Source organism: Sporosarcina sp. UB5, from assembly GCF_050859005.1.
In the GTDB taxonomy this organism is placed as follows: domain Bacteria; phylum Bacillota; class Bacilli; order Bacillales_A; family Planococcaceae; genus Sporosarcina.
The window spans coordinates 218,855-240,146 of record NZ_CP125984.1 but is presented as its reverse complement, the minus strand read 5'-3'; the positions used below and the strand labels follow the sequence as shown (position 1 = coordinate 240,146).

Sequence of the window (21,292 nt, the reverse complement as noted above, 5' to 3'; positions counted from 1 at the left end):
GGGGAGGGGCTTGCATGGTCCAGAAATTCGATTTACACGCTCCTTATGTTCCGTTAGGCGACCAACCAGCTGCCATTTCGAAGCTCGTTGAAGGCATCGGGGAAGGCAAAAAGCACCAGACGCTTTTAGGGGCTACCGGAACAGGAAAGACGTTCACCGTTTCGAACGTAGTAAAAGAAGTTAATAAACCAACATTAGTGATTGCACATAATAAAACACTCGCTGGCCAATTGTATAGCGAGTTCAAAGAGTTTTTCCCGAACAATGCGGTCGAATACTTCGTTAGCTTCTATGATTACTATCAACCGGAAGCGTACGTGCCGCATACGGACACGTATATCGAAAAGGATGCGACGATAAACGACGAAATTGACAAACTGCGCCACTCCGCGACGTCAGCTTTGTTCGAAAGAAATGATGTACTAATCGTAGCATCCGTCTCTTGCATTTACGGCCTCGGTTCACCTGAGGAATACGGCAAGCATGTCGTTTCACTCCGGACAGGCATGGAAATTGGCCGAAACGAGCTCCTCCGACGATTCGTTGATATCCAATATTCAAGAAATGATCTTAATTTCACACGGGGGACATTCCGGGTAAGAGGGGACGTTGTTGAATTGTTCCCTGCTTCACAAGACGAACATTGTATCCGCATTGAGTTTTTTGGTGATGAAATTGACCGTATACGTGAAGTGGATGCATTGACAGGAGAAATTTTAGGCGATCGTGAACACGTCGCCATCTTCCCGGCATCCCACTTCGTCACAGGTGAAGAAAAGATGGTGAAAGCGATTGCCAATATCGAAGCCGAGTTGGAAGAGCGTCTAGTGATATTGCGTAAAGAAGATAAGCTTCTAGAAGCGCAACGACTTGAGCAGCGCACTCGGTACGATTTGGAAATGATGCGGGAAATGGGTTTTTGTTCAGGAATTGAAAACTATTCGAGGCATTTGACATTACGGCCAGCAGGGGCAACCCCGTATACGCTTCTCGATTACTTCCCGGATGATTTTCTTATCGTTATCGATGAAAGCCACGTCACGTTGCCGCAAATCCGCGGTATGTATAACGGCGACCAAGCGCGGAAGCAAGTATTGGTCGATCATGGTTTCCGTCTACCTTCAGCACTAGACAACAGACCGCTCATGTTCGAAGAATTCGAGCGGTACGTTCACCAAGCAATCTATGTATCTGCAACACCCGGCCCATACGAAATCGAGCATACACCTGAGATGGTTGAACAGATTATCCGTCCGACTGGATTGCTTGATCCGATCATCGACGTACGTCCGATTGAAGGGCAAATTGATGATTTAATTGATGAAATTAATGAGCGTACAAAGCGTAATGAGAGGGTATTAATTACGACGTTAACGAAAAAAATGTCTGAAGACCTTACCGACTACTTGAAAGAAATCGGTATAAAAGTCCAATACTTACATTCTGAAATAAAAACATTGGAGCGGATTGAAATTATCCGAGAGCTCCGTCTAGGCACATATGATGTTCTCGTAGGCATCAACTTACTGAGAGAAGGGCTCGATATTCCTGAAGTGTCGCTTGTTGCTATTTTGGATGCTGATAAGGAAGGGTTCCTCCGTTCTGAACGTTCCCTCATCCAAACAATTGGACGGGCTGCACGTAACTCTGAAGGAAAGGTTATTATGTATGCAGACCGCTACACGGATTCGATGAAAAAGGCGATTGATGAAACCTCAAGGCGTCGTGAAATTCAAATGGCGTACAATGAAAAACATGGAATTACGCCGACGACGATTAAAAAAGAAGTGCGCGATGTCATTCGGGCAACTCAAGTTGTTGAAGAGGATCTTTCAGCATTAGAGAAAGTGACGAAAGGCAAGGCGTTGTCGAAAGAAGATAAAGTGAAATTGCTTGCGACACTTGAGAAAGAAATGAAAGAGGCGGCTAAAGCGCTTGATTTCGAAAGGGCAGCCGAATTGCGAGATACGATATTAGAATTGAAGGCTGAAAGGTGAAAAAGCGATGAAAAACACGGAAATAGTCATTCAAGGAGCAAGGGTTCATAATTTGAAAGATGTTGATGTCCGCATTCCGCGTGACAAACTAGTCGTTATGACTGGTTTGTCTGGCTCGGGGAAGTCATCTCTCGCATTCGATACGATTTATGCGGAAGGGCAAAGACGGTATGTCGAATCGCTGTCCGCTTATGCAAGGCAGTTTTTAGGCCAGATGGACAAGCCGGACGTAGATGTAATCGAAGGACTGTCGCCTGCAATTTCCATTGATCAGAAGACGACGAGCCGGAATCCACGTTCTACAGTTGGAACGGTCACTGAAATTTATGATTACTTACGTTTGCTATTTGCACGTGTAGGTAAACCAATTTGTCCGAATCACGGAAATGAAATTAGTTCCCAAACGATTGAGCAGATGGTCGATCGGATTATGCAACTGCCTGAACGTTCTCGGCTTCAAATTCTTGCGCCTGTCGTATCCGGCAGAAAAGGGACGCATGCGAAGCTAATCGAGGATATTAAAAAGCAAGGGTACGTCCGGATTCGAGTAAACGGTGAAGTAATTGACCTCGATGACAGTATCGAGCTGAATAAAAACAAAAAACATACGATTGAAGTCGTCATTGACCGGATTGTCGTGAAAGCAGGAATTGAAGCACGACTTAGCGATTCACTCGAGTCGGCATTGCGCTTAGCAGAAGGAACTGTATTGGTCGATGTCATCGATGTAGAAGAATTGTTATTTAGCGAGCATCACGCATGTCCGAAGTGCGGATTTTCCATCGGGGAGTTAGAGCCACGCATGTTTTCATTTAATAGTCCATTTGGGGCTTGTCCCGATTGTGATGGTCTAGGGACGAAGCTTGAAGTCGACCCTGATCTCGTTATCCCGGACAAATCGCTTTCATTGAATGAAGACGCCATTGTCCCGTGGATTCCGTCGAGCTCTCAATACTATCCAGAACTGTTGAAAACAATTTGTAAACATTTCAACATACCGATGGATGTGCCGGTGAACGATTTGTCTGACGAAGACTTGGACATCATCCTTCATGGTTCAAAGGACGAAATGGTTCGTTTCCAATATACGAATGAATTTGGAAATACACGCGTCAACAATATTTATTTCGAAGGTGTACTCGCAAATGTAGAACGCCGTTTTAAAGAGACATCATCCGATTATATACGTGAACAAATGGAGAAGTATATGGCGAGCCGCGCATGTCCAGCATGTCACGGATACCGTTTGAAAGAGGAGACGCTCGCAGTAAAAGTGAACGGTACGCATATCGGAGAAGTGACTTCTCTTTCCATTACGGAAGCGGATCGATTTTTCAACAATCTCGTCCTTTCCGAAAAGGATATGCAAATCGCAAGGCTTATTTTGCGAGAAATTGCCGAGAGACTAGGGTTCCTCATTAATGTTGGGTTAGATTATTTGACGTTGTCGAGGGCGGCTGGCACATTGTCCGGCGGTGAAGCGCAACGTATCCGACTTGCGACGCAAATCGGCTCCCGATTAACAGGCGTCCTCTATATATTGGATGAACCGTCGATTGGCCTTCATCAGCGTGACAACGACCGACTAATCGGTACGTTGCAAAGCATGCGAGATATTGGAAATACGCTCATTGTCGTCGAGCATGACGAAGATACGATGATGGCTGCCGATTATTTAATTGACATTGGACCTGGAGCAGGTGCTGCAGGAGGGCAAATCGTTTCCGCTGGAACACCGGAAGAAGTGATGTGCGATCCGAATTCATTGACGGGCCAATATTTGTGCGGCAAAAAGTTCATTTTATTACCAATCGAACGCAGGCAGTCCGATGGTAGGATTGTATCAATAAAAGGGGCGTCGGAGAACAATCTGAAGGGTGTCGATGCAGACTTCCCGTTAGGACAGTTCATCGCAGTGACGGGCGTTTCAGGTTCCGGAAAAAGTACGCTTGTGAATGAAGTGCTTTACAAAGTACTTGCCCAAAAGTTGAATCGATCGAAACAGAGACCTGGGAAACACACATCCGTCACAGGACTTGAAGAATTAGAAAAGGTCATTGAAATTGACCAGTCCCCAATTGGACGAACTCCGAGATCGAACCCAGCAACGTATACGGGAGTGTTCGATGACGTTCGCGACGTCTTTGCAATGACGAATGAGGCGAAAGTGAGAGGCTACAAAAAAGGGCGTTTCAGCTTCAACGTGAAAGGTGGCCGCTGTGAAGCTTGTCGCGGTGACGGAATTATTAAGATTGAAATGCACTTCCTTCCAGATGTGTATGTCCCTTGTGAAGTATGTCACGGTAAAAGGTATAATCGCGAAACACTTGAAGTAACATATAAAGGGAAGAATATTGCAGATGTCCTATCCATGACTGTCGAAGATGCGCTCGTTTTCTTTGAAAACATACCTAAAATTAGTAGAAAACTGCAAACGATCGTTGATGTCGGTCTAGGCTATATTCAACTTGGCCAACCTGCCACGACGTTATCAGGCGGGGAAGCGCAAAGGGTGAAACTTGCATCAGAATTGCATAGACGTTCAAACGGGAAATCTTTTTACATTTTGGACGAACCGACGACAGGTCTGCATGTCCATGACATCGAAAAGCTTCTTCACGTGTTGCAACGGCTCGTCGATTCCGGAAATACGGTCCTCGTTATTGAACATAATTTGGACGTCATTAAAACCGTCGATCATATTATCGATCTTGGACCTGAAGGTGGAGACAAAGGCGGTCAAATTATTGCGATGGGAACTCCCGAGCAAGTCGCCGAAGTTGAAGCTTCCTACACCGGTCGCTATTTGAAGCCGATTTTGGAACGCGATCGACAAAGAATGAAAGAACGAATTGAAAATGCTTCACGGTAAAAGATTGAAACCTTCTGACAGGTGATTCGTATATATAGATAGTGTTGAAGGGTCTTTCCATGCGTTGTGTTTTGGTGAGACTTTTATGCGAAAACCTTAAAGAAAATGTAGGAGGCGGAAACATGCAGAATGAACGGAAACGTATATTGACGATGTTGGAAAACGGTACAATTTCAATGGATGAAGCCTTAACTTTACTAGAAGCGATGGAAAAGAAATCTACGCCTAACGACGGAGCATCCGAATCGAAGGAAAAGAAAACGTTCGATGAAGGATCTGAGCAAGATAATACAAAAGACGACTCAGGATCGAAAGGGAAAGACCCTTCGATGGACGAATTCATTGAGGATATCCGGAAAGATTTTGTAACCGTTGGAGATCGTTTCATGCAGTTCATGCAAACAACTGTGGATCGAATGAAAGGATTCGATTTCGATAAGCCATTCGGCGGGAGCTCCACATTCCATCATACAATTGTGAAGCAAGCAGATGATTTGGATGAAATCCTCGTCGATATTGATCACGGAAGCATTTCGATCTATGCTACAGAAAATCCGGAAATTCGTGCGGAATTCACTGTCAAATCCTTTAATGGAAGGTCAGAAGAAGATGCGAAAAAGGAATTTCTCGATAAGTTAATTTTCCTTCAAGACGAAGGAAAGCTACGCTATTTAAGCGATTTGAAATTAAGTCAAGTTAATGTCGACCTATTCATACCGAAACAAGCGTATCGAAAGATTTCCGCAAGACTACTGAACGGAAATGTCAACTTGAAAGATATTCAGGTCGATCGACTTTATACGAAGACCGCGAACGGGAAAGTGAATGTCGAGCGCATTCACTTTAACGAAGCAGAACTTGAAGCAGGCAACGGATCGATCCGTTTGAATGAAAGCACAGGCGAAACACTCGAAGCTGAAACGATTAACGGTCGTGTTTACGTGTCGGGTCAATTAAAAGATGTCGAGGCGAAATCGTTAAATGGTCATGTCGTCATCACAACGACAGATCCTGATGCACGTAAAATTGACGCGAAAACAGTGAGCGGTTCCGTTGAAATTTATATCCCATCCGACGTGCCACTCCGTGGGGAAATCTCGACAAATATGGGCCGATTGGATCTTCAATTGAAAGACGTAAATAGAACGTCGGAACAGGAGCAATTCCTACACCGGACGCTTCTGTTCAACAAAGACATAGAAGGCGATTCCAAACCACTCTATGTTCACGGCGAAGCGAAAACAGGCTCGGTTATTGTTTGTTATACTGTGAAACATGATTGAAAGAAAAGCGAAGGGCGCCTGCTTAGAGGCGACAGGCATAAGGTGAAGCTGCGGCGTGGCGCTTTTTGCCACGAAGCAGATTTTCCTTATGACCCCGAGCCTCTGGCGCCCGAAGTCTAGACATAATTTCCATAAGGCTGCCCAGAAAGTCAGTGAAAACTGACTTCTGCGGCAGTTTTTTCATTTAATAAACTGCCCCGCGTCCAAAGCGAGCTGCCTCCGCGCTCGAAGCAGGCTGCCGCGCGCTCAAAACGAGTGCCTCCGCGCTCAAAGTCGACCGCTCCGCGTCCAAAGCGAGCTGCCCCGCGTCCAAAGCAAGCTGCCCCGCGTTCAAAGCAAGCTGCCCCTCGTCCAAAGCAAGCTGTCCTGCGTCCAAAGCAAGCTTCCCCGCGTCCAAAGCAAGCTGTCCCGCGTCCAAAGCAAGCCGCCCCGCGTCCAAAGCAAGCTTCCCCGCGTCCAAAGCAAGCTGCCCCGCGTCCAAAGCGAGCTGCCTCGCGTCCAAAGCAAGCTTCCCCGCGGGTGACGTACAATAGTCTGTGTAAACGTAAAAAAGATAGGGCATCCTCAAGGTTAATCACTACAAAAACCAAGGAGGATGCACTATCTATGTCTAGTATAATCGATAATCTGTTTTCTAATCAAATGGAGGAGTTAGTCAAGCAATTTGTCCAGGATAATCTTGAAACAATTATGAAAGAGGAAATGAAAAACTTCTTCGAAGTAGAACATCCTGAGCTTAAGAATAGTAAGAATGGATATTATTCGCGCATGCTCGATACAAGATACGGCCGTATAGAAGACTTGGCAGTCCCTAGAGATCGCGAGGGACATTTCCGCACCCAGCTTTTCGACCCTTACCAAAGGCGTGAAAGGTGGCTGGGTGAAACAATCATTACGATGTACCAGAACGGATTTAGCACTCGGGAAGTTGGACAATTTATCGAAAGGATTCTGGGGAACAACTACTCAGCTACAACGATCAGTAACATCACGGACGTGGTCATGGAAGATATTTTGGAATGGCAACAACGCTCACTTCACAATAGATATTCTGTGCTTTATTTGGACGGCACCTACCTAAAGCTCCGCCGGCAAGACGTTGCAAGCGAGGTTGTATATGTCATTGTTGGAGTCAGGGACGATGGTTATAGAGAAATCGTAGATTTCTTTGTGGGTGGAAATGAAAGTGCAGTAGGCTGGAAAAACATTTTGACCAGTCTCAAAAGCCGTGGGTTAGAAGAAGTATTGCTTGGTGTTTTCGATGGATTATCTGGTCTGGAACAGGCGTTTAAAGAGGTCTATCCACTGGCAGATGTGCAGCGCTGCGTGGTTCATAAAGTGAGAAATGTTATTTCTTCTGTTCGTAAGAAGGACAAGGAGCCCATTATGACAGACTTGAAGAAAGTTTATCGGGCACTTACTAAGGAAGACGCGCTTAGGTCCTTCGAAGACTTTAGAGAAAAGTGGAAGAAAGGGTATCCGAAAGTGGTCCAATCCTGGGAAGAGGATCTTGGTGTTTTACTTACATTCATGTCTTATCCCAAAGTTATTCAAAGCCAAATCTATACAACCAATATTATCGAAAGAACTATAAAGGAAATAAAAAAACGCACCAAGACTATGAACAGTTTGCCAAGTGAAAAAGCTGTCGAAAAAATAGTCTATTTAGTCGCGCAAGACTACAACGAAAAATGGGGTAAAAGGATGAGTTCTGAATTTGCTTCGGCTCATACTGCCTTAATGGAGATGTTTAGTGATCGGTATGGCAACGGTAATATTAATTAAAACTTTATAGGTTGATCTTAAGGATGCTTGTACGTAGACCGCAGATTTGACATGGAGCCTCTGCGGACATGTGAACAGGCCATGATACCAGCTATAGTAATTAGCTGGCCTCGCCTGCCAAGGCTAACATGTCCGCCCCTCCAAGTAAAATCTGCTTAACAGTCTGCGTTGTACTTACACATACTTCTTGACGGTACCTCCCCGCGTCCAAAGCAAGCTGTCCCACGCTCAAAGTCGACCGTCCCGCGCTCAAAAGCGACCGCCTCGCGCTCAAAGCCGGCCGTCCCGCGCTCAAAGTAAGCCGCTCCGCGCTCAAAGCCGGCCGTCCTGCGCTCAAAGCGAGCCGTCCCGCGCTCAAAGCAGGCTGCCCCGCGCTCAAAGCGAGTGCCCCCGCGCTCAAAGTCGCCCATCCCGCGCTCAAAGCCTGCCACCCCCTCGCCTCCTCGTCATCTTTACAGTGCGTTTCATGTTATTGGTAGACAATTTGGAACGAAATCATTTCAAATGAAACCTTTCATGGTAAAATGGGAGGTAGAGTTGACAGTAAAAACATGAACTCGGTCCTTCTAAAATGCGATCGGATTCATATTCAACATAGAAAGGTGGCGGACACATGTCGGTTGTTACAGTGGAAGACGTTCAAAATCGTTTTGGACTTGAACTTGTTGCAGGTAGGGAAGGTATTGAACGTAATATCTTAACGAGCGACATATCCCGGCCAGGTCTCGAAATGGCCGGTTATTTCGATTTTTATCTGGCAGCACGGATTCAATTGCTCGGAAAAACAGAGCTTTCTTTTTTCAATAAATTGGATGAGGCAGATCGGCTTGATCGAATGGATCGGCTTTGTTCGCCGGAAACTCCTGCTTTTATTTTAGCGCATAATACCGAATGTCCGATTGAACTGAAGCAGATTGCAGAGGAGCGACGTATCCCGGTGCTCCAAACCGAACATCCGACGACGCGATTTTCGGGAATGTTAACAAATTTCCTGGAAGGTCAATTAGCTCCGATGACGACAATTCACGGGGTGCTCGTCGATGTGTATGGAATCGGTGTATTGATCACTGGAAAGAGCGGTGTAGGAAAAAGCGAAACTGCTTTGGAGCTCGTGAAGCGCGGGCATCGTCTCATAGCAGATGATGCTGTTGAGATCCGACAAGTAGCAAAAAATGTTTTGATTGGTAATGCGCCGAAACTTCTACAACATATGCTAGAAATCCGAGGCGTCGGTATTATCGATATGATGACGCTGTTCGGAGCGAGTGCTGTGAAAGATGATAAACGGATATTGTTAGTTATCGATTTGGAAGTATGGGATCCGGATAAAATGTATGACCGTTTAGGCATCGACGAAGAAAAGATGAAAATCATAGATTCGGAATTAACGAAGCTTACCGTGCCCGTAAGGCCTGGCCGAAATTTGTCGGTCATCATCGAAGTAGCTGCTATGGATTATCGAATGAAACGATTAGGTATTAATGCAGCGGAAACATTTTCGAATAAGCTGGAAATGGCAATTAGTGAAGAAGCAAGGAAATCTGATGAAGAGGGGATAGAGTAAACGAATGTTTAATTTACTAGCGATTGACCCGACGGCTTTCAGTATTGGGCCGATAGATATTCGGTGGTATGGAATTTTAATTACAACCGGTATCATTCTTGCATTCATCGTCGTCCAAAAAGAAATGGTGAAGCGTGGGATGCATCCGGATTTTTTAACGGACCTCCTTATATGGGCAGTGCCAATTTCAATTTTGAGCGCAAGAATTTACTACGTACTATTTTACAGGGATTCTTATAAAGATAACCCGATCGATGCGATTAAAATATGGGAAGGCGGCATTGCCATTCACGGTGCTTTAATTGGTGCTTTCTTGACGACATATTTTTATACGAAACGTCGCGGAATATCATTTTGGAAAGTCGTGGACATTGCAGTACCGGGTATTTTGATTGGTCAAATTATTGGGAGATGGGGGAATTTCGTCAATCAGGAAGCGCATGGCGGTCCAGTTTCGCAAAGCTTTCTGGAAAACACTTGGATTCCCGATTGGATTATGAATCAAATGACGATCAACGGCGTAACGTATCATCCGACTTTCCTCTATGAATCACTTTGGAATGTCGTTGGACTTATTATCATTTTGCTTTTACGAAAAGTACGATTGAAGCGGGGCGAAATGTTTTTCTTTTATTTGACGTGGTATTCAATCGGACGATTCTTTATCGAAGGTATGAGGACGGACAGTTTGTACGGCGGTGATTTACGCGCTGCTCAAATTGTGTCGATCATTGCGATTCTTTTCTCTGTATCGTTATTCATTTGGAGAAGGTTCATTAAGGAAGTTAAAGTCGTATATCAAGATAAATAGAAGAGGGATGAGGAAATGCAGACGTTTCGAAATGGGTTGATTGCTGGATTAAAGACGACGTGGACGTTAGGGAAAATTATATTCCCAATTACTATCCTACTCGTCATTTTACAACATACACCTGTGTTGCCATGGATAGTAAAATTGATAGCGCCATTCATGGGGTTATTTGGATTAAGTGGAGAGGCAGCAATTCCGTTAGTGCTCGGAAATGCCTTGAATTTATACGCAGGGATTGCAGGAATTCTATCACTTGAGCTAACGGTGAAGGAAGTTTTCATTTTGGCTGTTATGCTCAGTTTTGCACATAATATGTTCATCGAGACGGGAGTCGCTTTAAAGGTTGGCGTTAAATTGTGGGTTGTGTTAGTCGTTAGATTCGGATTAGCTGCATTCTCCGGTATTATTATTAATTTATTCTGGAAGGGCGGCAGTGAAATTGCGAAGTACGGTATTGCGCCGGAAGTGGCTGCAGTTCCGGATGGATGGCTGGAAATCGGACTGCTCGGTTTACAGAAAGCATCGTTCGGCGTACTGCAACTTGCACTTATTGTCATTCCGCTTATGATCGTCGTCCAATATTTGAAAGACCGAAACTACTTGCAGAAGTTTTCGGAAAAACTTGCACCGTTTACAAGAATTATTGGCGTGCAGCCGAACGCATCGATGACATTAGTTGCGGGCCTCGTCATCGGTCTTGCCTATGGGGCGGGCGTTATGATTCAAGCGGTTCAAGAAGATGGCGTCAGCAAGAAGGATGCGACACTCGCTTTCATTTTCCTCGTAGCGTGTCACGCGGTCGTTGAAGATACGCTCATATTCGTTCCGTTAGGTATTCCTATTCTTCCGCTGCTTATCATCCGACTCGTCACGGCGTTCTTATTGACGATTGCGGTCGCTTATTACTGGAAACAGGCAGAACGGAAAAGGGAGAAGGAGGTTACAGTTCTGAATGGATAAACTTACAACGTTACTATTTGATTTTGATGGGACGTTATTAGACACGAATGAGCTAATTATCCAATCGTTCCAAACGGTTTTGAACGCACATTACCCGGGCATGTATGAAAGAGAAGATATACTTCCGTTCCTCGGACCGACGTTAAAAGAAACATTCGATCGTATTGATTTGACAAAATCAGAGCAACTTATCGCCGAATATCGTGCGTGGAATTTGGCAAATCATGATGCGTTGGCGTCCGAATTCGACGGGGTCAGTGACACATTGCAGCAATTAAAAAATGCAGGCTTCAAAATGGCGATCGTATCGACGAAACGAAACAATATGATCATGAAAGGTTTGGAGCTACTATCGGCAGGGAATTTGTTTGATACAATCGTCGGATTGGACGATGTGCAGAACGCAAAGCCTCATCCAGAACCGTTGCTCCTTGCAATGGAACGATTGAACGCAACCCCTGAGGAAACGATGATGATCGGTGATAATATTCACGATATTCTCGGAGGGAAAAACGCCGGAGTTCGCACGGCTGGAGTAGCTTGGTCAGTAAAAGGAGAGCAATTTATCCGTGAGCAGGAACCTGACTTTGTCTTGCACCATATTTCAGACTTGCTGTCGATTACGGCAGGAACGGAAGCTTGAGACGGACTGAGCGGTTTCCTGCCAAAGGAAATGCGAACTCCCTTTGGCAAATTTATAAAACGGTTTCGTTTTTTAAAGTGGCGAAGAATTTCCTTTTTATCCAAATTGGAAGGTATACACCTTTCATTCCAATGAAAAACTTCATTTATCGGACGTTTTTAGGAATGAAGATCGGAGAAAAGACCTCATTCGCATTAATGGTTATGCCGGATACGATGTTTCCGGAGCGAATAACGGTCGGTACGAATACGATCATTGGATTCAATACGACGATTCTCGCCCATGAATATTTAATTGAAGAATACCGTATCGGTGACGTCGTTATTGGAGATCGGGTCATGATCGGTGCGAATACAACAATTCTTCCAGGCGTGGAAATAGGAGATGGTGCCATTGTGTCAGCGGCGTCGCTCGTCAACCGCGACATCCCTGCAGGCGCAATGGCTGGAGGCAATCCGGTTCGTATTATTTACACGGCCGAACAAATGGAGGAGCGGCGTAAAGCAGCTCGAAATTACAACAAAACGTCACAAGAAAAAGAATGACGCTAACAGAAATTATGATATAATTAAGAAAGTTTTTAACAAGGCATTATTGATTAGAGGGGACGTGTGAACGTTCCTTCTAATTTTTTCGGAGGAATTTGATTGGACAAAAAGTATAGGAACATAGATAAGAAAGTTATCTCTTTTATCCCGGACGGTGAATTCTACTATCAAAAAGGCGTTAAAGCGATGCAACGGGAACGTTTCGATGAAGCGCGTAAATATTTACAACGGGCCGTTGAGTTGAGCCCGAATGATCCGCTCATCTTAATGCAATACGGCATTCTCGTCATGGAAGAGGGAATGTTTGAAGAGGCTTATGAAATTCTTGCTGCAGCGCACGGCCTCGATCCGGAAGAGGAGGACATCATCTTTTATTTGGCGGAAGTCCACGCCCACTTAGGTCTCCTTCGAGATGCGAAGATTTATGCGGAAAAATATATCGCATTAGCTCCGGATGGCCCTTTAGCCGATGATTCCATGGAAATCATTGATTTTGCAGAGCAAGAGGAAGCATTCTTTACCGATGAAGAAATGCCTGATGGAGAAGTGTACTTCCTTCAAGAGAAAGCAAGAAGGTTAATGGAAGATGGATCATTTGCGGAGGCAATCGAAATACTGGAGTCGGTTATTATCGATTACCCTGATTTCTGGGCTGCCTACAATAATTTAGCACTCGCCTACTTTTATATCGGCAAAATCGAACAAGCGAAGCAATTGTTGTATGACGTGCTCGATAAAAACAAAGGGAATCTCCACGCATTATGTAATCTCGCCGTCTTTTATTATTATGAGAAAGATAAAGAGCAATTGGACTCGATGCTCGAGCTCCTTATGAAAATAAAACCGTATCAATTTGTTCACCGATACAAATTAGGAGCTACCTTTGCGTTAGTCGGCAAACATAAAGAAGCGTATGGCTGGCTTAGAAGTTTGCAAAAGCGGGGCTTTGATGGGGATGCCGGCTATTACTTCTGGCTTGCGCACTCGGCATACTTCTCTGGTCATGAACAAGTGGCGAAGGAATCATATAAAAGGCTTGTGGAGCTAGATCCGACAAAAGAAGGTTTTGAACCATGGAAAGACGTTCATTCTTCAGCCAAACCGGAGTCTTACGAACAAGATCGGGATTTTTTATTAAGTAAAATTACGAATAAATATAGAAGTGAAAGATTGTTAGGATTTTACTTGTTAGGAAAATCAGCACATAAACAAGAAATTGTCTCACATCCTACGTATATCGATCTCGAAAAGCTGAGTGGCATTGAGCAGCTGTTTTTGGCGCATAGTCTCAATTATGAATTCGCATTGGAAAACGAATTCGATCATTCCTTTATGCGCGCTTTAGAAACAACTGAAATGATATATGAAAAATATAAGCCGTTAGAACGACAAGGGACACATCTTTTTCAAATGTGGTTCACCCTTTGCGAAGTAGGCTTAATGCGCTCCTATCATTTCAGAAATCCATCAGCATTAGCTGCAGCTGCGGATTATATGTTCCAATCATCCCGTTATAAAGGGGTTACGAAAACAGCGATCGCAAGTATCTACGGCATATCCGTCCCGACGTTGACGAAATACGTCAGTGATTTAATGGAGTTTTTGCCGCAATTTAATGATTGAGACGGCGATGACTATATAAGCATATATATTGAATGACTCCTCGGATTCTTATACGATTTGGACAGTAGTAGTTGTACTGAAGGAGGAATAGGCATGACAACCGAGAAGATTTACGACGTTATTATTATTGGTGCTGGACCAGCGGGAATGACCGCTGCAGTTTATACATCCAGAGGGAGTTTATCAACGCTAATGCTCGAGCGCGGTATCCCAGGCGGTCAAATGGCAAACACGGAAGAGATTGAAAACTACCCTGGTTTTGAAACAATCCTCGGCCCTGATCTTTCGACAAAAATGTTTGAACACGCGAAAGCTTTCGGTGCGGAATACGCGTATGGTGACGTAACTGAAGTAATAGATGAAGGCAATTTTAAAACGATTAAAGCAGGTAATAAAGAATATAAAACGCGAGCAATCATCATTACGACCGGTGCGGAGTATAGAAAAATGGGTGTGCCGGGTGAGAGGGAATTGACTGGTCGCGGCGTCAGCTATTGCGCAGTTTGTGACGGAGCGTTCTTTAAAGGAAAAGATATCGTTGTTATCGGCGGTGGAGATTCCGCAGTCGAAGAAGGTGGATATTTGACACGCTTTGCAAATAAAGTGACGATCATTCACCGACGCGACGAACTCCGCGCGCAAAAGATTCTTCAAGACCGAGCATTTGCAAACGAGAAGATTGACTTCATCTGGAATACGACAGTCAAGCAAGTGAACGAAAAAGACGGCAAAATCGGCTCCATCACACTCGTCTCAACAGTGGACGGCTCTGAAAAAGAAATGGAGACGGAAGGCATGTTCGTTTATGTCGGCATGGATCCGTTAACAGCGCCATTCAAAAATTTAGGCATCTTAGATGAACATGGCTATATCGTAACGAACGAAGAAATGGAAACGTCTGTACCTGGCATTTTTGCAGCGGGCGACGTTCGCCAAAAAACGCTTCGCCAAGTCGTTACAGCAACAGGCGACGGAAGCATCGCAGCACAAGTATGCCAAAAATACATCGAAGAACTCGCAGAGAAAATGGCTGCTGAAGTTTGAGAAGGAAAAAAGATCTTTTTTTAAAATCAATTGTTTAAGAAAAGACATTCGATTAGCAGTATTTCTAGAATGTGCGACATAATATTGTACAAAAAAAGCTGAACTAAAGATTATACTTTAGTTCAGCTTTTGTTATGCCGAAATTAACGTTTTTCATGTCCATTTGACTTATTCCATAATAGGGCACTTTTCCTAAAGTATTTTAATTACTGTCATATACACCATATCGTCTGAGTATTTTGTGTTATAGGTATTGAATTGAACTATAAATAGTCATTGGTATGAGAAATAGACAAAGTAAAGGAGGGAAAATTTATGAATGTTGAATATTTATCTGAAGCTAGATATTTAGATTTTATAGATTTCTGTAGAAAATATAGGAATGAGGTAGATGATTCTTATCTTTATGAGGAAGACCTAAAAATCTTTCAGCCTGATCAGGACAATCCAACGTATATCGTTTTAGATGACCAATCTAAAATTATTGCTGCGGTTTCTCTCATCCAGGATTCATATTTTAAGAAAGGAAAAAAGGGACGCTGGCGGATCTTTCACTCTATAGAACCTAACCTAAATATTTACAAGCTGATGCTCGAGAGTATAAAGCCCCACATAACAGAAATAAACAATGTCTATCTTTTTATTCAAGAAGATAATTTTATCGTCCGGGATATTTTTCATTCCATGCAGTTTACTATTGAGCGTTACGCCTATTTTCTAAAAAGAGAAGCCATAGATGTCGTACAACCAAGCTTACCAAATGACTACTCATTTAAAACTTTTGAATTTAATAAAGATGAGGAAGACTATCTTTATGTGCGAAACATTGGTTTTGCAACACTTAAAGGTTCGGAGACTCCGCTGACGGTCGAAGACGTTAAGTACATGGAGAATAAAGAAGATTATTTAGAATGTGGAATCTCTCTTCTTTATCACCATGAAAAGCCGATTGGGGTCGTACGCTCATCTAGAGAGTTTTACAATAATGAATATGTGCTGAACATCGGTACTTTAGCTCTCATCCCTGAATATCAAGGGAAAGGATTAGGACGTCAGTTATTAAGAAAAGCACTTGCATTTGGAAAAAGTATCGGACTTCCAAAGGCGGTTTTAAGCACCAATGCGGAAAACGAACGAGCAGTTCATCTTTATACTAAAGAAGGATTTAAAAAGGAAGAATCGGTGGTTTGTTATAATTATAAACTTTAACCTGAGATACCAACGTTTTTTCACAATATAATTGGCGTATCCTATCCATTGAATGATGAAGAGCTTTAGATGATCCATTAACATGGGTATCTAACACTTTTTTCTGTTAGGAACTTTATCAAATGAGCCAACATTAATCTACCCTTAATATTGCTGTAACCGTCCTGCAACACAAAACGGTTATGATAGGAATATGAATTGACCCCCCTTATTAATAAAGCAACGATTTAAAGACGATCTGCCCTTTAAACGGCAGGTGGTCTTCTTTTTTTGTCGTTTACTTTCAAAACATTGTATAATGGGAATATGCGTATTGATAGAAGTGAGGAAATGGTCATGCAAAGAATCGCAAACTTACTAGTCATAAAAGATAACCGTGTTTTATTATTAAAAAAACCGAGACGGGATTGGTACGTAGCGCCCGGCGGCAAGATGGATTCGGGCGAATCAATATACGACGCAGCCATCCGGGAGTTCAAAGAAGAAACCGGAGCGACACCCGTCCAGCCGCATGTAAAAGGCATCTACACGATGATGATCGTAGATAAACAATCAAAAGAATTACTAAACGAATGGATGCTCTACACATTCGTTGCGCGAGACCTAATAGGAACACCTTATGAATCAAACAGGGAAGGCCTGCTCGAATGGCATCCTGTTGAAAGCTTAAAGACCCTTCCAATGGCGGAAGGAGATCGAACGAATTTGTTATTTGCTGCCTCCCAATCTGGTGTGCAATATGGTACATTTTATTATACAGAAGAGTTTGAACTGTTGGATGAGCACATACAAAAATCAATGGAAGGTGAGCTGCATTAATGGAGAATGAAATACCGAACAGCGATGTCGAATTAGTCATCATTACGGGAATGTCAGGTGCCGGAAAAACCGTTGCTATGCAAAGTTTTGAAGACCTCGGATTTTATTGTATCGATAATTTGCCTCCTGAGCTGCTCGTCACGTTTCTGGACTTAATGATGAAATCAGAAAACAAGATGAGACGAATTGCCGCAGTCATGGATACTAGAGGGGGCGACTTGTTTGACGCTTTAATCGGCGCATTGGATAACTTGCATCAAATGGATGGAGTATCGGTGAGACTGCTCTTCTTGGATGCGGATGATGAGACCCTTGTTAGACGATACAAGGAAACGAGAAGATCGCATCCGTTAGCGGAAGGCGGACTGCCGCTCGCAGGCATTCGGAAGGAAAGAAATCTACTATCCGAATTGCGGGGCCGGGCACGTTTCATCTACAATACATCCAATCTGAAGCCTCGGGAATTAAGGGAAAAGATTATGTCGACATTCTCCTTTAAAGGAGACACTGCATTCACCCTCAACTTCATCTCATTCGGTTTTAAGCACGGTATGCCAATCGATGCGGACGTCGTATTTGACGTACGTTTCTTACCAAACCCCTATTACATCGAAGAGTTGAGACCACTGACAGGTTTACAGAAAGAAGTATATGAATATGTGCTAAAATGGAATGATACGCAAGTATTAATTGAGAAGTTGACAGACCTGTTCAAATTCATCATTCCCCAATATAAAAATGAAGGAAAATCTCAAGTCGTTATCGCTTTTGGATGCACAGGCGGACAACATCGTTCTGTGTCACTTGCTGAGTATTTTGGAAATCGTCTTAAAGAAGAATACAAGACGTTAATTACTCATCGAGATGTAGAGAAAAGAAAGGGTTGACACTATGTTGCAATCCGGGAAAATGAAAAAAATAGTCGTCTTTGGGGGCGGGACCGGATTGTCCACCTTGCTTCGTGGATTGAAAGCATACCCAGTCGATCTTACTGCAATCGTAACAGTTGCAGATGACGGAGGAAGCTCAGGAAGACTGTTAAATCAATACAACATCCCGCCACCAGGAGATATCCGTCAAGTGATGGCAGCGCTTTCAGATGTCGAGCCGTTAATTGAAAAAATGTTTCAATACCGGTTTTCGAACTCTGATGATTTGAAAGGACATTCCCTTGGGAACCTTATGCTTACCGCACTGACGGACATTACAGGCGATTTTGCCCGTGCCGTAGAAAAGATGGGCCGGGTGTTAAACATTAAAGGGAAAGTATTGCCTGCTGCGAACCAAAAGATCACCTTGCATGCAGAGCTCGATGATGGCACAATTGTAACCGGTGAATCTAAAATCCCGGTGTATGGACGCAAAATCCGGAAAGTCTATTTGTCTCCGCAAGAGGTCGAGCCTTTGTCTGAAACGGTACAGGTTATTAATGAGGCAGACTTAATCATTTTTGGACCTGGTAGCTTATATACGAGCATTTTGCCGACGATACTTGTGAGGGATATTCGTGACACTGTGCTTGCCTGTCAAGCGAAGAAAGTGTACATCAATAACTTGACGACACAAGAAGGTGAAACGTATCAGTATACTGCGTCCGAGCATGTGAAAGCGCTATATGATCATGCAGGCAGTCAATTCCTCGACACTGTGCTGTTGAATAAGACGGATTTCCAAACGCTATTCCAAGGGGAAAAGCCGTCCGCCACGCAGTTTCCTGTAGAAAATGACATCGATGCTTTACAAATGTTAGTCCCTACAATCATATTAGGGGACTTTTCAACGGTTTCAGACGGAAGAATTATACATGATGCCGACAAAGTTGCATCGTGGATCATGAGTTATATGGAAGGTATGATCGTTAACGAGGAGACTTGATCATCGCCGAGAGAGGGGGGAAATCATGTCTTTTGCATCAGAAGTGAAGAAGGAACTGACACAATTCGATTCAAAGGATTGTTGTGTGAAAGCGGAAATCGCCGCCTTCATCCGAATGAATGGTGCCCTGTCATTTTCGAATAAGCAATTAAGCTTGGACGTACAAACAGAAAATGCGGCTATCGCTAGAAGACTCTATTCAAACATCAAACGTCTCTACCCTTATAAAGTTGAATTGCTCGTCCGTAAAAAAATGCGCCTAAAGAAGAACAACGTCTACATATGCCGAATTCGCGAAGGAGCGAAGCAGTTATTGGAAGACCTGTATATTCTGACAGGAACCTTTCAATTTAAAAACGAGATTGTAGAACGATTGGTGAAAAAGAAATGTTGCCAGAAAGCGTATTTGCGTGGAGCATTCCTCGCAGGCGGTTCTGTCAACAATCCGGAAACGTCCTCCTATCACTTGGAGATATTCTCTTTTTACAGAGAGCATAGCGAAGCATTAGTGGATTTGATGAATAAATATGAATTGAACGCAAAATCGATTGAACGGAAAAAAGGCTATATCGCCTACTTGAAAGAGGCGGAAAAGATTTCGGATTTCCTTGGATTAATGGGGGCGCACGTTTCATTAATGAAATTCGAAGATGTACGCATTTTGAGGGATATGCGTAACAGCGTCAATCGTCTTGTGAATTGTGAAACTGCCAATATGAATAAAACAATTGGAGCGGCACAAAGGCAAGTAGAAAATATTAAGTACATCCAGCGTACGATAGGGTTAGATCAATTGCCTGATCGTTTACAGGAAATCGCCCAACTGCGCATCGACAACCAGGATGTTACATTAAAAGAGCTTGGCGAAATGGTGAGCGGCGGTACAGTAAGTAAATCCGGTGTGAATCATCGTCTACGGAAAATTGAAGAAATTGCGGAAGGTCTCCGTAACGGAGGAATTGCAAGCCGTTAACAAGAAGGCGGACAGGAAGGAGTCGAATGAGAATGGCAGAAAGAACGGTTGAAGTGAAAATGAAGACCGGATTACAAGCACGACAAGCTGCGCTTTTTGTGCAAGAAGCAAACCGATTCACGGCGGATGTATTTTTGAAAAGAAATGAACGTCAAGTAAACGCAAAAAGCATTATGGGTGTAATGAGCTTGGCGATTGCTAGAGGTGCCGAAGTGACGTTAATTGCGGAAGGCGTCGATGAAGAACAAGCAATCGAAACGCTAGCTGCACTCGTTGAGAATGAAAATTGAAATGAAAACAGCCGTTTCACTACGCAACTAGGAAACGGCTGAAGTATAAAAAAAGCCGTAAACATGAAGTTACATGTTTACAGGCTTCTTTATTCTATGACGCCCTCGGCAGGAGTCGAACCCACATTTCAAGAACCGGAATCTTGCGTGCTATCCATTGCACCACGAGGGCAAACGTTTGCTGTTAATAGTAACAGACAAGATTAAGTATACAAAAAAAGTTGAATGAATGCAACACCTATTTTCAAAGCGTTATATTTGACCTTAATTGACCATAGTATGTATGATAGATGTACAGTTGAAACAATTGATTTCAGCAGAACGAAAATTGTGACCCATTCATAAGGAGGAAACAAGATGAATCTAATACCTACAGTCATTGAGCAAACGAACCGGGGAGAACGTGCTTATGATATCTACTCCCGTTTATTGAAAGACCGTATCATCATGTTGGGCAGTGCAATCGACGACAACGTTGCAAACTCAATCGTTGCGCAATTGCTTTTCCTAGAAGCGGAAGATCCAGAGAAAGATGTATCGATCTACATCAATAGCCCTGGCGGAAGCATTACAGCAGGTATGGCAATTTACGATACGATGCAATTCATTAAGCCAGACATTCAAACAATTTGTATCGGTATGGCTGCGTCAATGGGAGCATTCCTATTAACAGCTGGAACGAAAGGGAAACGTTATGCACTTCCAAATGCAGAAGTAATGATTCACCAACCACTCGGAGGAGCACAAGGGCAAGCGACTGAAATTGAAATCGCAGCAAAACGCATTCTCTTCCTACGCGAAAAGTTGAACTCAATCCTTGCCGAGCGTTCAGGCCAGCCGATTGATGTCATCGCAAAAGACACAGACCGTGATAACTTCATGACAGCTGAACGTGCGAAAGAATATGGATTAATCGACCATATCATCACACGCAGCGACATGAAAGAACTAGACGCGAAAAAATAATAACTGATCGATAGCCGACTCTAATTAGGG

At 43.6% G+C, this 21,292-nt stretch carries 20 protein-coding genes and 1 tRNA gene; 18 read left to right on the top strand and 3 right to left on the bottom strand.

What is annotated here, in order from left to right; genetic code table 11:
- Positions 1–14: 14 nt before the first annotated feature.
- From uvrB to QM454_RS01350, 3 genes are all read left to right on the top strand, one after another.
- On the top strand, positions 15–1,997 hold the full coding sequence (uvrB, locus tag QM454_RS01360) for an excinuclease ABC subunit UvrB (protein ID WP_432360606.1): 1,983 nt from the start codon (positions 15–17) through the stop codon (positions 1,995–1,997).
- A gap of 7 nt (positions 1,998–2,004) precedes the next feature.
- Positions 2,005–4,869 carry an excinuclease ABC subunit UvrA gene (gene uvrA / locus QM454_RS01355; RefSeq protein ID WP_432360603.1) on the top strand — a complete coding sequence of 955 codons (2,865 nt, stop codon included), beginning with the start codon at positions 2,005–2,007 and terminating at the stop codon, positions 4,867–4,869.
- 122 nt (positions 4,870–4,991) lie between these two features.
- Entirely contained in the window at positions 4,992–6,152 is a 1,161-nt protein-coding gene (locus QM454_RS01350) for a DUF4097 family beta strand repeat-containing protein (RefSeq protein WP_432360600.1), read from the top strand.
- Between the two features lie 184 nt (positions 6,153–6,336).
- On the opposite strand, the gene QM454_RS01345 is transcribed toward QM454_RS01350, so the two are convergent.
- Positions 6,337–6,654: a hypothetical protein gene (locus tag QM454_RS01345; RefSeq protein ID WP_432360598.1), complete on the bottom strand. Its 318-nt coding sequence runs from the start codon at positions 6,652–6,654 to the stop codon at positions 6,337–6,339.
- Positions 6,655–6,758: 104 nt separating this feature from the next.
- Between QM454_RS01345 and QM454_RS01340 the strand changes: the two genes are divergently transcribed.
- Entirely contained in the window at positions 6,759–7,937 is a 1,179-nt protein-coding gene (locus tag QM454_RS01340) for an IS256 family transposase (protein WP_432357191.1), read from the top strand.
- Between the two features lie 100 nt (positions 7,938–8,037).
- Here QM454_RS01340 and QM454_RS01335 read toward each other — a convergent pair whose 3' ends face one another.
- Positions 8,038–8,358, bottom strand: coding sequence for a hypothetical protein (locus tag QM454_RS01335; RefSeq protein WP_432360595.1), 321 nt, complete (start codon positions 8,356–8,358; stop codon positions 8,038–8,040).
- Positions 8,359–8,550: 192 nt separating this feature from the next.
- Between QM454_RS01335 and hprK the strand changes: the two genes are divergently transcribed.
- The 13 genes from hprK to QM454_RS01270 all read left to right on the top strand — a co-directional run bounded on the left by hprK (position 8,551) and on the right by QM454_RS01270 (position 20,296).
- On the top strand, positions 8,551–9,501 hold the full coding sequence (gene hprK, locus QM454_RS01330; protein ID WP_432360592.1) for an HPr(Ser) kinase/phosphatase: 951 nt from the start codon (positions 8,551–8,553) through the stop codon (positions 9,499–9,501).
- Positions 9,502–9,505: 4 nt separating this feature from the next.
- Positions 9,506–10,312 (top strand): prolipoprotein diacylglyceryl transferase, encoded by an 807-nt coding sequence (lgt, locus tag QM454_RS01325; protein ID WP_432360590.1) that lies wholly within the window; start codon positions 9,506–9,508, stop codon positions 10,310–10,312.
- 15 nt (positions 10,313–10,327) lie between these two features.
- Positions 10,328–11,272, top strand: a complete 945-nt coding sequence (locus QM454_RS01320; RefSeq protein ID WP_432360587.1) for a nucleoside recognition domain-containing protein — start codon at positions 10,328–10,330, stop codon at positions 11,270–11,272.
- On the top strand, positions 11,265–11,915 hold the full coding sequence (ppaX, locus tag QM454_RS01315) for a pyrophosphatase PpaX (RefSeq protein ID WP_432360584.1): 651 nt from the start codon (positions 11,265–11,267) through the stop codon (positions 11,913–11,915). Before QM454_RS01320 ends, ppaX begins: the two co-directional genes overlap by 8 nt.
- Positions 11,912–12,460: an acyltransferase gene (locus QM454_RS01310; protein ID WP_432360581.1), complete on the top strand. Its 549-nt coding sequence runs from the start codon at positions 11,912–11,914 to the stop codon at positions 12,458–12,460. Before ppaX ends, QM454_RS01310 begins: the two co-directional genes overlap by 4 nt.
- 102 nt (positions 12,461–12,562) lie before the next feature.
- Entirely contained in the window at positions 12,563–14,086 is a 1,524-nt protein-coding gene (locus QM454_RS01305; RefSeq protein WP_432360578.1) for a tetratricopeptide repeat protein, read from the top strand.
- 93 nt (positions 14,087–14,179) lie between these two features.
- Positions 14,180–15,130, top strand: coding sequence for a thioredoxin-disulfide reductase (gene trxB / locus QM454_RS01300; RefSeq protein ID WP_432360575.1), 951 nt, complete (start codon positions 14,180–14,182; stop codon positions 15,128–15,130).
- Positions 15,131–15,445: 315 nt separating this feature from the next.
- Positions 15,446–16,339 (top strand): GNAT family N-acetyltransferase, encoded by an 894-nt coding sequence (locus QM454_RS01295; RefSeq protein ID WP_432360572.1) that lies wholly within the window; start codon positions 15,446–15,448, stop codon positions 16,337–16,339.
- 336 nt (positions 16,340–16,675) lie between these two features.
- The gene (locus QM454_RS01290) at positions 16,676–17,158 is read left to right on the top strand and encodes an NUDIX domain-containing protein (RefSeq protein WP_432363823.1); all 483 of its coding nucleotides are present in this window, start codon (positions 16,676–16,678) and stop codon (positions 17,156–17,158) included.
- On the top strand, positions 17,158–18,045 hold the full coding sequence (gene rapZ / locus QM454_RS01285; protein WP_432360569.1) for an RNase adapter RapZ: 888 nt from the start codon (positions 17,158–17,160) through the stop codon (positions 18,043–18,045). Before QM454_RS01290 ends, rapZ begins: the two co-directional genes overlap by 1 nt.
- A gap of 4 nt (positions 18,046–18,049) precedes the next feature.
- Positions 18,050–19,033, top strand: a complete 984-nt coding sequence (locus QM454_RS01280; protein ID WP_432360567.1) for a gluconeogenesis factor YvcK family protein — start codon at positions 18,050–18,052, stop codon at positions 19,031–19,033.
- Positions 19,034–19,058: 25 nt separating this feature from the next.
- Positions 19,059–20,006 (top strand): DNA-binding protein WhiA, encoded by a 948-nt coding sequence (whiA, locus tag QM454_RS01275; RefSeq protein WP_432360564.1) that lies wholly within the window; start codon positions 19,059–19,061, stop codon positions 20,004–20,006.
- Positions 20,007–20,038: 32 nt separating this feature from the next.
- Positions 20,039–20,296: an HPr family phosphocarrier protein gene (locus QM454_RS01270; protein WP_432360561.1), complete on the top strand. Its 258-nt coding sequence runs from the start codon at positions 20,039–20,041 to the stop codon at positions 20,294–20,296.
- Between the two features lie 100 nt (positions 20,297–20,396).
- Here the strand turns inward: QM454_RS01270 and QM454_RS01265 are convergent.
- Positions 20,397–20,468, bottom strand: a tRNA-Arg gene (locus tag QM454_RS01265).
- Between the two features lie 185 nt (positions 20,469–20,653).
- Here QM454_RS01265 and clpP point away from each other — a divergent pair.
- Positions 20,654–21,262: an ATP-dependent Clp endopeptidase proteolytic subunit ClpP gene (gene clpP / locus QM454_RS01260; RefSeq protein WP_432360558.1), complete on the top strand. Its 609-nt coding sequence runs from the start codon at positions 20,654–20,656 to the stop codon at positions 21,260–21,262.
- The last annotated feature ends 30 nt before the right edge of the window (positions 21,263–21,292 follow it).